Annotated in this window: 14 protein-coding genes; 2 read left to right on the top strand and 12 right to left on the bottom strand. The window is 62.4% G+C overall.

The window, feature by feature from the left end:
- Positions 1 to 16: 16 nt before the first annotated feature.
- The 8 genes from RCF49_RS19570 to RCF49_RS19535 are packed head-to-tail and all read right to left on the bottom strand — an operon-like array spanning position 17 to position 7,751.
- Positions 17 to 895, bottom strand: a complete 879-nt coding sequence (locus RCF49_RS19570; protein WP_342641462.1) for a branched-chain amino acid ABC transporter permease — start codon at positions 893 to 895, stop codon at positions 17 to 19.
- A 4-nt stretch (positions 896 to 899) separates the two neighbouring features.
- A complete protein-coding gene (locus RCF49_RS19565) occupies positions 900 to 2,111 on the bottom strand; it encodes an ABC transporter substrate-binding protein (RefSeq protein WP_342641461.1) in 1,212 nt (403 codons plus the stop codon).
- Positions 2,112 to 2,123: 12 nt separating this feature from the next.
- Complete coding sequence (locus tag RCF49_RS19560; protein ID WP_342641460.1) at positions 2,124 to 3,725, bottom strand: class I adenylate-forming enzyme family protein; 1,602 nt, start codon at positions 3,723 to 3,725, stop codon at positions 2,124 to 2,126.
- Position 3,726: 1 nt separating this feature from the next.
- Complete coding sequence (locus RCF49_RS19555; RefSeq protein WP_342641459.1) at positions 3,727 to 4,140, bottom strand: Zn-ribbon domain-containing OB-fold protein; 414 nt, start codon at positions 4,138 to 4,140, stop codon at positions 3,727 to 3,729.
- Between the two features lie 5 nt (positions 4,141 to 4,145).
- Positions 4,146 to 5,360 carry a thiolase family protein gene (locus RCF49_RS19550; RefSeq protein WP_342641458.1) on the bottom strand — a complete coding sequence of 405 codons (1,215 nt, stop codon included), beginning with the start codon at positions 5,358 to 5,360 and terminating at the stop codon, positions 4,146 to 4,148.
- A gap of 56 nt (positions 5,361 to 5,416) precedes the next feature.
- The gene (locus tag RCF49_RS19545; RefSeq protein ID WP_342641457.1) at positions 5,417 to 6,115 is read right to left on the bottom strand and encodes an ABC transporter ATP-binding protein; all 699 of its coding nucleotides are present in this window, start codon (positions 6,113 to 6,115) and stop codon (positions 5,417 to 5,419) included.
- Between the two features lie 2 nt (positions 6,116 to 6,117).
- The gene (locus RCF49_RS19540) at positions 6,118 to 6,852 is read right to left on the bottom strand and encodes an ABC transporter ATP-binding protein (RefSeq protein WP_342641456.1); all 735 of its coding nucleotides are present in this window, start codon (positions 6,850 to 6,852) and stop codon (positions 6,118 to 6,120) included.
- Positions 6,849 to 7,751 (bottom strand): branched-chain amino acid ABC transporter permease, encoded by a 903-nt coding sequence (locus RCF49_RS19535; RefSeq protein ID WP_342641455.1) that lies wholly within the window; start codon positions 7,749 to 7,751, stop codon positions 6,849 to 6,851. The genes RCF49_RS19540 and RCF49_RS19535 overlap by 4 nt, the downstream gene beginning before the upstream one ends.
- A 260-nt stretch (positions 7,752 to 8,011) precedes the next feature.
- Between RCF49_RS19535 and RCF49_RS19530 the strand changes: the two genes are divergently transcribed.
- A complete protein-coding gene (locus RCF49_RS19530) occupies positions 8,012 to 8,710 on the top strand; it encodes a TetR/AcrR family transcriptional regulator (protein ID WP_342641454.1) in 699 nt (232 codons plus the stop codon).
- A gap of 27 nt (positions 8,711 to 8,737) precedes the next feature.
- Here RCF49_RS19530 and RCF49_RS19525 read toward each other — a convergent pair whose 3' ends face one another.
- Positions 8,738 to 9,637: a LysR family transcriptional regulator gene (locus tag RCF49_RS19525; protein ID WP_342641453.1), complete on the bottom strand. Its 900-nt coding sequence runs from the start codon at positions 9,635 to 9,637 to the stop codon at positions 8,738 to 8,740.
- Positions 9,638 to 9,758: 121 nt separating this feature from the next.
- Between RCF49_RS19525 and RCF49_RS19520 the strand changes: the two genes are divergently transcribed.
- The gene (locus RCF49_RS19520; protein WP_342641452.1) at positions 9,759 to 10,493 is read left to right on the top strand and encodes an SDR family oxidoreductase; all 735 of its coding nucleotides are present in this window, start codon (positions 9,759 to 9,761) and stop codon (positions 10,491 to 10,493) included.
- Between the two features lie 208 nt (positions 10,494 to 10,701).
- Here RCF49_RS19520 and RCF49_RS19515 read toward each other — a convergent pair whose 3' ends face one another.
- The 3 genes from RCF49_RS19515 to RCF49_RS19505 all read right to left on the bottom strand — a co-directional run bounded on the left by RCF49_RS19515 (position 10,702) and on the right by RCF49_RS19505 (position 12,355).
- Positions 10,702 to 11,199, bottom strand: coding sequence for a YkgB family protein (locus RCF49_RS19515; protein WP_342641451.1), 498 nt, complete (start codon positions 11,197 to 11,199; stop codon positions 10,702 to 10,704).
- Between the two features lie 129 nt (positions 11,200 to 11,328).
- Positions 11,329 to 11,748 (bottom strand): cupin domain-containing protein, encoded by a 420-nt coding sequence (locus RCF49_RS19510; RefSeq protein WP_342641450.1) that lies wholly within the window; start codon positions 11,746 to 11,748, stop codon positions 11,329 to 11,331.
- 136 nt (positions 11,749 to 11,884) lie between these two features.
- Complete coding sequence (locus RCF49_RS19505) at positions 11,885 to 12,355, bottom strand: pyridoxamine 5'-phosphate oxidase family protein (RefSeq protein WP_342641449.1); 471 nt, start codon at positions 12,353 to 12,355, stop codon at positions 11,885 to 11,887.
- Positions 12,356 to 12,387 lie beyond the last annotated feature (32 nt).

The raw sequence follows: 12,387 nt of genomic DNA, 5'->3' as shown, positions 1-12,387 counted from the left end.
GATGGCTCCCCGAGGGCTAAAGCTTCTGGCCGGAAGGCGTGCCAAACACGCCGGTTGGCTTGATCAGCAGGACCGCGATGATGATGAGATAGCTGAGGCTCGGTGCCCAAAGCGCCGGCAGCACCGCCACCCACAGGCTTTCGCACAGTCCCAGCACGATGCCGCCCACCACAGCGCCCGGCAGGCTCGCAAGCCCGCCCAGCGCCGCGGCGGCAAAGCCCTTGATGAGAAGCCAGCCAAAGCTTGGATCCACGAGGGTCAAAGGCGCATAGAGCACGCCGGCAACGGCGCCGAATGCCGCGCCGGTGGTCACCGCGATGCGGAAGACCTTACCGGTGCTGATCCCGCAGAGATTGGCGCCGCGCTCGTTTTGCGAAAGCGCCCGCATCGCCTTGCCCCATCGCGTCCAGCGGAAGAAGGCCGCCAGTGCCGCCATGGCCGCGATCGCACTCAGCACGATGAGCAATTGCTGGCCGGTGATCACGAGAGGGTTGACCATCACGGGGCTCATCCGCTCGCTGGGTGCGAAACTATAGCTGTTGGACCCCCAGAGGAGATGGATCGAGCCGCTCAGTACATTGGCGATCGCCAGGGTGGCGAGCACCTGAACGATATGAGGTGCTGTCAGCAGCGGCCGGTAAACGCTCTCGTTGATGGCAAGCCCGATCACCGCCACCACGGCGACCGCCACTACGATCGCCAGGGGGTAGCTGAGGCCGAGAGGGCCCGCGGCGGTGACACCAAGATAGGCGCCGAGCATGATCATGGTGCCGTGGGCGAAATTGATCACGCCGGTTGCCTTGAACACGATGACGAGACCCAAGGCAACCAGAGCATAGATCGATCCGCTGACCACGCCCGCAACCATCAGCTGCGGCAGCATCGAGAGGGTCATTGGATCAGTTCGCCACTACGGGCTCGGAGGCTTTCTCCGTTCCCGGCCAATAGCCCGGCATGGCGAGGACCTCGGCATTGTCCTTGATCTCGTAGATGCCGAGCCCGCGCCCGCCCATGTGGTTCTCGGGTGTGAAGGTCACGGGATAGCTGAGCGCGCTGGTCTTCACATCCTTGCTCTGGTCGATGGCCTTGGCGAGTTTCTCGGGCGTCACGTCCTTGCCGAGGCTGCGCAATGCCTCGACCATGAGCTCGGCGGCGCCGATGCCGGACACGACCAGGGGATTGAAGGTGACATCGGGATAGCGGGCGCGCAGATCATCCATGATCGGCTTCATTCTGGCGCTGTCCAGCACGTCCTTTGCCATCATGCTTCCGTAGTAGTTCTCAAGCGCCGCCGGGGGCAGCGACTTGTAGATGCTGCTATCAGTCACCGAGGCGGAGGTGACAATGGTCGCCTTCAAGCCCAGCTCATTGGCCTGGCGGAGCAGGATCTGGGCCGGGACCTGATAGAGGAACGCGATCACCACATCGGGATTGGCCGCTTTCAGCTTCAGAACCTGGGCGGTTGCGTCAGTGCCGCGGGGCTCCATCGTGTCATCGGCGATGATCTTCTGGCCGTATTCGGCGAGCATGGCCTCGACACCCTGACGGCCTTCCTTGCCATAGACATCGGTCTGGCCGATGAAAGCGACCCGCTGCGGCTTCAGCGTATTCATGACGAAGTTCACGAGCGCGCCGCCCTGGGTGTGAACGGAGGGGGTGATGAAAAAGAAATTCTCCTTCAGGCCGCCGAGGTCGGGCGAGCTCGATGTATAGCCGCCGCTGGAAAAGGAGATGAACGGCATGGGCGTCGTGGGGGCCACCGTATCACGCACGGCGATCGCGGCCGCCGAGCAGGTCAGCCCCATGACCGCGAGCACAGAGCGCTCGGAGGCAAGCTTGGTTGCCACCCCCACCGATTGCTTGGGCGAGCAGCCGTCATCCTCGGCAACGACCTCGATCTTACGGCCGTTGATCCCACCTTCGGCATTCACCTTGTCGAAGACATAGCGGACGCCATTGAGGCTCGGCACGCCATATTGCGAATAGGCACCGCTGAGGGAATCCTGCACCGCGATGCGTATGGCCGTCTCGGTGACGCCGAAATCATCCGCGATCACGGCCGAAGGCGCCGTGGCAAGCACAGCCGCCAGTAAGATCCGCTTCAAGTTCATCTCTTCCTCCCATCATGCCATGGCTTGTTTGGCGATCTTCTTGAGTTCGAACTTCTGCACCTTGCCGAGGGGTGTCATCGGAAAGCTCTCGACCATGAAGAAGCGGGCCGGGAGCTTGTATTTCGCAAGGTTTTCCACGCAAAACCTGGAGAGCTCATCCGGGTCGACCTCAGCTCCCGGGCGGGCCTGAACGAAGGCGACCGGGCGTTCGCCCAAGCGCTCATCCTCAATGCCGACCACATAGGCCTGGATCACATCAGGATGTCTCGCGAGCAGGTTCTCGATCTCGACGGGATAGACATTGAAGCCGCCCACCAGGATCATGTCGGAGACGCGGCCGGTGATGCGCAGATTGCCATCGCGGCGCAACATGCCGAGATCCCCGGTGCGGAACCAGCCCTCGGTGAAGGGCTTGGCAAGCTCTGGCTCGCCATTGAAATAGCCGAGCATGAGATTGCGTCCACGCACGCAGATCTCGCCCTCCTGCTCCTCACCCAGCGCACCGATCGCGTCTGGACCGCAGATTCTTATCTCCACATCGGGAAGAGGCCGGCCCACGGTGCCGGTGACGACCTCGAGGGTATCGCCGATCCGGGTTGCGGTCATGATCGCGCAAGTTTCCGACATGCCATAGCCGCTCACCAGGTGGCGCACGCCGAGCCGGTTCACGATGGCATCGGCGAGTGTCACCGGACAGGGCGCGCCACCGACGATGCCGGAGCGGAGCGAGCGGGTGCGGGCCGGCGCGAAATCGGGGTGGTTGAGCAGCATGTGGAACATGGTGGGCACGCCGTAGATCACGTTGCATGCCTCGCGCTGGATCGTTTTCAACGCTTCGCCGGCATCGAAGGTGGGCATCAGCACGAAACAGGCATCATGAGTCCAACTGGCGACGAGCGCATTGCAGCAGCCGAAGACGGAGGGCATTGGCGCCCCGTAGAGAACCCGCTCCTTTGGCGCGATCTCAAGAATGTCGCCCACATGCTGCTCGGTGAACAGGATGGCGCCGTGGCTGAGCATCGCCCCCTTCGGCATGCCTGTGGTGCCGCTGGTGAAGATGCAGATTGCCGGATCGGAGGGTGCAACGCGCGCCATCGCACGATCGAGCGCGGTCTCGGATGTTTTCTCGGCGCGCTCGCGGAAGCGCGCCCAATCGTCCACTGCCGGGAAGCGGCTGCCATCGAGCGAGACCAGCCGGCGCAGCTCAGGGACCGGGCCCTTTCCATCGCCAAAGCGACTGGAGCTGACGGGAGGGTGCGCCTTCTCGAGGATGGTCTCGAAATCCACATCGCGAAAGCTCTTGCGATAGAACAAGGCCACGGGCTTTGCGCGCTGCAGGATATTGCCAAGCTCGACCGCGCCATAGCGGCTGTGGATCGGCACGAAGATCGCGCCGATGATGGTGGTGGCGAGCTCGAGCAAGACGAATTCCGGCCCGTTGGGGAGCCAGACGCACACACGATCGCCGCGCTGGACGCCGTCGGCCAGCAGCGCCCGGGCGAGGCGTTTTGCTTCGGCAACGACATCGGTGCCGCGAAACCTCAGGCCCTCGTAGGACAGCACGTGATCTCCCCGAAGGGCCACCCGCTCAGCGAGATCAACGAAGGTCTGCATTTCAGGCCCCCACGCGCCGGAATCGCGGCAGAGTGACCTCGCCGACATCCTCGAACACCACGGCCACCTCATCGCCGATCTGGGTCGACAAGGCATCGGGTCCGACAATATTGCTCATCATGATCGGCCCCTCGGCTACCTCGATCAGCGCCAGCACGTAAGGGACGGCCGGGGCAAAAGCCGGGGCCGAGGGACGGTGGACGGTCGTCACCGAGTGCACATGGCCACGGCCGCTGAGCTCGACCCATTCGAGGCGCTCACTCGCGCAGCTCGGGCACATATAGACGGGATAGAAGGTGACGGTGCGGCAGTCCTGGCATTGCTGCATCAGCAGGCGATGATCCCGGCAGCCATCCCAAAAGGGCTTGGATATGTCGGTTGGGCGCGGCGGGATGGTGGGCATGACATCGACCATTTCGATCAATCCCTTCCAAGGAGGCAGATGGAGTGGTTTGACGCGACCGCGCTGACGCTGGTGGCCAGGGCGACTTGCGCATCGGGAACCTGACGCACACCACATTCGTGGCGGAGCTGGCGAACCGCTTCGGTCACGTGAAAAATGCCGCCGGGCATGCCGGGATGGGCAAAGGAGAGAAGGCCGCCATGGGTATTGACGGGAAGCTCACCGCCGAGCTCGATACGGCCACCTTCCACAAACGCCCCGCCCTCTCCCTTCTTGCAGAAGCCGAGGTCCTCGAACTGCATCAAGGCCGTGATCGTGAAGCTGTCGTAGATCTGCGCCACGTCGATATCGGCGTGAGTGATGCCGGCTTCGGCAAACACATCCCGCGCAGCCACGGTCTGAACCGTATTGGTCAGGTTGAAGGCGCCGTGGCGATCGGCGGGCAAGCCGATTCCGCCGGCAAGATGGCCCATGTGATAGTAGGACTGCGCCTGGCCAGTGCCGAGCACGCGGATCGGCCTCTGCTTCAGATCGCGGGCGCGCTCGAGGGAGGTGACGATGAAGGCGCCGCCGCCATCGGAAATGAGGCTGCAGTCGAGCACCCGCAAGGGCGTCGAGATCATGCGCGAGTTGAGGACGTCATCGATAGTGATCGGCTCGCGCTTCTGGGCCGCCGGGTTGAGAGAGGCATGCTTGCGGCAGGCAACCGCTATGGCTGCCAGCTGCTCGGGGGTCGTGCCGTATTCATGCATGTGCCGCTGTGCCACAAGCGCATAGAAGGCTGGGATATGCGCCCCATAAGGCACCTCGAATTCGAGGGAGTGGGCGCCTAGCTCAGTATAGGCCGTAACGCCTTGCCCCTGACCCGGGCCGGTGAGCAGATTATCGGCGGAGACCACCAGCACGGCGCGGCAGCGGCCCGACTGAACTGCCCATTGCGCAAGCTGCAGGGCATAACCGAAAGCTGCACCGCCGGTGCGCAGAGTATCGCACAGGGTCTTGCAGAACAGGCCAAGATGCTCGGCAATCACGATATGATGCCGGACGTTGTCGTCCACCACGGAAGCGGTGGTCAAAAGGCCGTCGATCTCGGATTTATCGATCCCCGCATCCTCTATCGCGCGCTTGGCCGCCTCGATATACAGGCTGGTGGAATGCCGTCCCGGCAGCTTGCCGACCGCGGTCTCCCCGACCCCGGCGATCGCCACTGCGGTGTCTGAACGCAAACTCATCCTCTGAAATCTCCTTCGCGTCGAAACATTCGAGGCCACTGCGAGCGCAGGGCCAGCTAACCCAGATAGGCCTTCCGTACGAAATCAGTGGTGGCGAGCCCCTGGGCCGGGCCGCCGGCGATCACCGCGCCATGGTCGAGGACGAAGCCTTGGGTTGCGACCGATAGGCCCTTCGTCACATTTTGTTCTGCGAGCAGGATCGACAGGCCTTCGGTGGCCAGACGCCCGATGACCTCGTAGACCATGTCGACAACCAAGGGCGCGAGCCCTAAGGAGGGCTCATCCAAAAGCAGCAGCTTGGGGCGGGCCATGAGGGCTCTCCCGATCGCCAGCATCTGCTGCTCGCCACCGGACAAGGTGCCGGCGAACTGGCCGGCGCGTTCGGCCAGGCGGGGAAAGAGGTCCAATATACGGGCGAGGTCCGTCGTAATCTCAGCATCACGTCGCACGAAAGCGCCGAGTTCCAGGTTTTCCATGACCGTCATCTCGGGAAAGACCTGCCGGCCTTGCGGAACCTGGGCGATGCCGAGCTTTAGACGCTGCTCGCTGTCGCGGGTCTCGAGGGGCACCCCGTCGAAGAGGATACGGCCGGCCTTCACCGGCAAGAGGCCCGACAGGCCGAGCATGATGGTGGTCTTTCCCGCACCATTCGCACCGAGCAGCGCCGTCACCTGGCCTGGCGGCACGGTGAAGGACACGTCCCGGATCGCGGTTGCGGCCCCATAGGCGATCTCGATCCTCTCGACCTGCAACATGGCTAATGCTCCACCGCGGCGGTGCCGAGATAGGCGGTGATCACGGCGGGATCGGCCAGCACGTCCTCCGGTGCGCCCGCCGCAATGACGAGGCCGTGGTTCATGACGGTGATGCGATCAGCGATGCGGCGTACGAGCGGCACGTTGTGCTCGACGAATAGCACCGAAATTCCAAGCTCGCCCGCGATCATGCGGACGAGGCTCGCGAGCCGATCGACCTCTTCGCTGCTTAGTCCCGCGGCGGGCTCATCGAGCAGGAGCAGTCGCGGTGCGGTGGCCAAGGCGCGCGCCACTTCCAGCAGACGCTGCTGGCCATAGGCCAGGCGCTCAGCGGGCACATCTTCGCTTCCGCTCAACCCGACCAGCCTCACCAGCTCCTCGACGCTGAGCGGAGCTACGCCCGTTTCGGCACGGTTCAGCCGCTGATGGGCGACGCGGATATTGTCGGCGACGCTCAAGCGGCCGAACAGCTGTGGGGTCTGAAAGGTGCGGGCGATGCCGCGGCGCGCGACCGCCGAGGGGGCCATATGCGCCAAGGGTACCGCGTTCAGAAAGAGCTCGCCCGCGGCAAGGCGCTGAAATCCGGAAATGCAGTTGATGACCGTGCTCTTGCCGGCGCCATTCGGGCCGATGAGCGCATGCACTTCCCGCGGGGCGATGGTGAGGCTTGCATTCGAGACCGCGGCAAGGCCACCGAAGCGCACCGAGACGTCGCGCATCTCCAGGAGATCCGTCATCGCTTGCTCCTGCCCCGGGAGAGGATTCCTGCGAGCCCGCCTGGAAACACCAGAAAGACGAAGAGGAGGCACAGGCCATAACCAAGCTCGCGCAGGCCCGGGAAGTCGATGAGGACACGATCGATGAGGGTGAGGACCACACCGCCGAGCACTGCCCCGGTGAGACTGCCGAAGCCACCCACCGCAATGGCGGTGAGCTGCTGCAAGGTCACGTCGAGGCCGAAGGAATAGGGATCGATGAAGCCGACCACAGCGGCAAAGAAGGCGCCGGCCAGTCCGGCATAGGCCCCCTGGATCGCAAAGGCGATCGTCTTGGCCATCCGCGGATCATAGCCGATGCTCGCCAAGGCCGTCTCCGAATCACCGAGCGCCACGAACATGCGGCCAAGGCGGCCCCGCTCCATCACACGGTAGAGATAGATTGCGACGGCGGTGATCGGCAGGAACAGCAGAAACAGATCGGCCGGCGATGCGAAGGACGTGCCCGCAATGACCGGTCGCGGCACGGCAAGCCCATCAGGGCCGTTCGTCAGCTGATCGGCATGGACGAGGATGAATTGGAAGATCTCGCCGAAACCGAATGTAATCATGGCGAGGTAGAGCCCGCCAGCCCGCCAGGCGACGAGGCTCGTTGCGGCCGAGGCAAGCGTTGCCGCGCCTATGGCCACGGGCAAAGCCTCGATGAATGAAAAGCCGTAGTGGAGCTGGCAGAGCGCCGATGCATAGGCGCCGATACCGAACAGCGCGCCGGTGAACAAGGCGAATTGCCGACTCACGCCGATGACGAGATTGAGACCCACCGCCAGCAGCACGTTCACGAGGGCCAAGTTCAGCGTGTAGAGCTGATAGTCCGATAAAAGGCGCGGCGCGATGAACATCAACAGGGCGGCTATGGCCAACCATAGCACTCCGGTTTGCACGTCCCCTTGCCAAGCCTGCAGCCGCGGCCGGCCAAGGGTATCCCCTGTTCCTGGCAATTTCCTCACCACGCCCCTGTGCTTCGTTATCTGATTGATGACTCGTGGGTCATCAATCATTGCCAAGGCCGGCGGGACTTGTCAATAATGTGGCGTTGCGGCGGATAAGGCTTGACCTTTGAGCCACAGCCAACAAGTTGCTCAGCCAATGATCACGTGCTTTAGGCCAGTGGTTCGCGTCGATGAAAGGATTTACGGGGGTGGAGGCAAGAAGACAGCCACGGCGGCCGCGCAAGAACCGCGCCGAGCGGTCGGAGGCCATTCGGCAGGCTCTGTTTCTGGCTGCTGCGCGGGTGGTCGGCCGCTACGGTTATGCGGACGCGTCGATCAGCAAGATTACGCAAGCGGCCAATGTCGCCCACGGCACCTTCTATAATTACTTCGAATCCCGCCAAGAACTCTTCGAGCAGCTGCTGCCGGCATTGGGCCAGCTGCTGCTTGCGCATGTCACCGAGAAAGTCGCACCGGTCCCGGGGGGACTTGCAAGAGAAGAGGCGAGGCTCGAAGCATGGTTCGACTTTCTCAGGCTGCATCCGGAATTCTATCGGATCCTGAACGAGGCCGAGGTTTTCGTCCCCACCGTGTTCCGGCGCCATGTGGAAACACTTGGCGAGGGATATATTCGCGCGTTGCGGAGAGCCAAGCGGCGCGGGGAGCTCAATGACTTCACCGATGAGGAGCTCGAGCCGATCGCCTATATCCTCTTGGCCGCGCGTTCCTATCTGAGCCTGCGCTATGCCAATGCCGAGGTGCCCGACACTGTTCAGACGGCTTACATGAAGCTGATCAGCCATGGGCTGTTTACGGAGGGCTCGGTGCAACCTGCTTCTGCGAGGAGTGCGCGCGGGGAAAAAGCGCGCGATGAGCGGCAGGAGCCGTAGCGGCGGGCCCGGCATCGGCGCCGTCCATCACACCAATTCGAGGACAAAGTCGAGGAAGGCCCGCACCTTTGCGGGGACAGGCTTGGCCGAGTGATAAAAGGCATAAAGCGGAAAGGTCTCGTCCGACCAATCGGGAAGGATCTGCACGAGACGGCCATCGGCAAGCATGTCGCGCGCATAAAGCTCAAGCAGTTGCGCTATCCCCTGCCCGCCCAGGGAGGCACCTAACAGGCTTCCCGTGTCATTGACTTGAAGATGTCCTTTGGCCGCTATCGGGACGGCCGCGTCGCCCTTCACGAATTCCCAGTCGAAGTGACGCCCTGTGCTCGGATCGCGCAGGAGCACGCATTCGTGCCCTTGCTCAAGATCCTTCGGATGCGCTGGCGCGCCACGACGCGCCACGTATTCGGGCGATGCGCAGGTAATCACGCGCGTCTCGAGCAGTAGCCTCCCGATGAGCGCCGAGGGATCCGGGACACCGAAGCGCACTGCCAGATCGAACCCGTCCGCGACGAGATCGCCCATCCGGTCCCTGACGCTCACCTCGACCGAGAGATCGGGATATCGGGACAGAAATCTTTCGAGGTTCGGAGCAAGTATGTAATGGCCGAATGCTCCGTCCACATTGACCCGCATCCGCCCCTGCACCACGGCTCTGGTTCCAGCCGCGAGAACCGCTGCTTCCTCGATACCGGACAGGTGTGGTGCGACGGCTTTGTAGAACCGCCGGCCTTCGTCGGTGAGTGTGATGGACCGCGCGGTGCGATTGAAGATGCGGATCCCGATCCGCGCTTCGAGGCGCGCGACCGCCCGGCTCACAGCGGGTTGCGTAAGGCCGAGGGCCTCACCGGCCCGCACGAAGCTGCCGGCCTCGATCACCGCCGAGAGAACGCCGATCCCGCTCAGGAGCCGCGAGTCGAAGGCCATAAGGCAAACTTTCAGTCATTCAAAGCCTGACCAGTATGCATTCTGATAATGCATGATCAAGAGTTAGAACGCAGCTCCAGCGGCAGCGCAATTTGTTGCCAGAGAGAGAAGGAGCAACATCATGACCAATGATGGAAGGACGGCGATCGTCACGGGCGCGTCACGCGGGATCGGCAAGGCCATCGCAGAGCGGCTGGCCCATGATGGCTTCGCCGTTGTCGTCAACTATGCAAGTCAGGCGGCAGAGGCCCAGCAGACGATCGAGTCCATCAAGGCTGCGGGTGGACGAGCCATCGCCATGCAGGCGGATGTGGCCGACGAAGCGGCCGTCGCGGCCATGTTCGATACCGCGACGCGCGAGTTCGGCGGCATCGACGTCGTCGTGAGCTGCGCCGGCATCATGGTGCTGGGTCCGGTCGCCGAATTCGACCTCGATGCATTCGACCGCATGCACAGGATAAATGTGCGCGGCACGTTCATTGTCGATCAGTTCGCCGCCAGGCACGTCCGCAACGGCGGTGCCATCATCAATGTCTCGACCTCGGCCGAGCGCCAGGGGCTCCCGGGCTATGCCGCCTATGCCGCCAGCAAGGGGGCGGTCGAAGCCATCGGCATGATCCTCGCCCGTGAGCTGCGTGGCCGGGACATCACGGTCAACACCGTCGCGCCTGGCCCGACGGCCACGGACCTCTTCCTGAATGGCAAGGACGAGGCCACCATCGATCGGCTCGCCAAGCTCAACCCGCTCGAGCGGCTCGGAACGCCCGCCGATATCGCCGAGGTGGTCTCGTTCCTGGCCGGACGCACGCGCTGGGTCAATGGCCAGGTCATCTACGCCAATGGCGGCATGAACTGAGCCTCACCAACGCAAAGCCAGGACGAAAGGAGGAAGATCATGGCAGCGCAACTGGACTCCCTTGCGCAACTGGCCTTGGCAAATGCGATCGGCCTTTTCGCCGGATGGGGCGTCCAGACGGTCGAGGCCCGTGTGCACCGGTTCTTCGCGAGATGAACCAGCGACGTGGCCGCACTCGGCACACCGCGGCTCTGGTCATAGAAATTGGTCACGGCTTCCGAGCATTGAGCCATGGCCCTTGTACAGAGGCCGAGAGAAGGCAAAGTGATGCGGCCAGCAGAACAAGGTCTTTAAGAAGGAACTGGCCTGGTGCCGCTGAGATCGCCGGAAAACCGCCCGCCGTCGCTTCTGCTACGCCAGGGGTGCTCAAGAAGAAGGTGAGCGTAATAAGATAGGTCGCAGCGGACATCGCCGCTCCCAATGCGGAAAAAACGGGCTGAAACGCCCCAAGGATGAGAGCAGCGGCGGTCGACAGTTCGATTATCCCGATGACGTAGCTCGCCCCTTGAACTCCGAACAGGGCATGCAGCCAGCTTATGATCGGGCTGTGCTCAATGAACGGTGCAATACCGGCTGCTTCGTATGCGGTGAACTTCATTCCGCCGAACCAAAGAAAGACAACGACCAAAGCCCATCTCAGCAGCGCCAGCACATTGAGAGAGCCAGCGCCTCTTTCAGCGATTTGAAGACGAACAGGGTTGGACATTTCCAATCTCATTTTGAGTTGAGTGTGCTTCGGGGGAAATGCAGTTTCACCGCCATTCCCTGATAGCGGCTCGCGGGTCTTGCACGATGCAAGACCTCAAACCTTGGTGGGGCCGATGCGTCCAGGGGATTATTTGATGGGCGTGGTCAGTGCTTTGTCATTGGCGTCGAGGATGAAGACAGCGAGCAGCTTTGCCGGCTCGGTCTTGCTCGCGTTGCGGCTGATGGAGTGGGTCGCACCCGGCGGTTCCGACCAGCTCTCACCTGCCGTATAGATTCGCGTCTCGCCGTCGTTCACCTTCGATTCGATCGCGCCCGAGATCACATAGGCGTAGATGAAAGCCGACTTGGCGTGGGTATGGGGTGCAGAGGCTGCGCCGGGTTGGTAATCAACTTCCACGGCGATCAGCGACTTGCCAGGGATATTGGGAATGGCCGCCTCGAAGTTCTTCGTAACGGTTTGCCCTTCGCCATCACGGGCCAAGACGGGGCCGGCCATCGAGATAGCGAGCGCAGTGCACGCGCCGGCGATCATGGTTCGAAACTTCATGAGTTTTCTCACTCTGAGTATCGGTTGATCTTTGTTCTTCATGCCGCCGTCACCTCCAGTCCGTGCTGCACTGCCGGACGCACAAAGCCACGGCCGAGGCCGACGCATTTCGGCAGAGCCAACCCTAGCCCCGCGCCTATGACCCGATGGGTTTCACACCGTATTTTTGATGGTAGGTGTTGCTGATCTCGTCCTGGCTGCGAGGAGGGCTGGCAAAGATATGGGCCGGCGACAGCAGCGGGCTGATCGAAGTGGTTTCGATTCTAACGACGTGATCGACAGGGTATTCGGGGCCGTTCGTCGCCCGAACCCAGTCGGCGATCATCAGATACTCGTCATCACCTGGCGGCAGTATCGAAGCACGGCCCTTAAATCGATAACCGCGTCTCTGAAAGATATCGACCACGTTGATTTCGATGAAGGGGCTGCGCCTCAGGTTCTGTATCGTCTGGGGCGATGCAATATCGGCGAAGTAGAGAGTACCGTTCGCGACCGTCAAAGACGCCTTCGGCGAAAGATTAGGCGTTCCGTCCTCGTTGACTGTCGCAACGAAAGACAGTATCGCCTGCTTGATGATCGCCTGCATGTCGGCAGTGATTTCAATCATAAATACCCTCGCTTCGCTCTTCACAGACCCTC

This window comes from Rhodoligotrophos sp. CJ14 (genome assembly GCF_038811545.1).
Lineage (GTDB): Bacteria > Pseudomonadota > Alphaproteobacteria > Rhizobiales > Im1 > Rhodoligotrophos > Rhodoligotrophos ferricapiens.
Note: the sequence above shows the minus strand (reverse complement) of the source record. Positions and strands in the feature narration are given on the sequence as shown.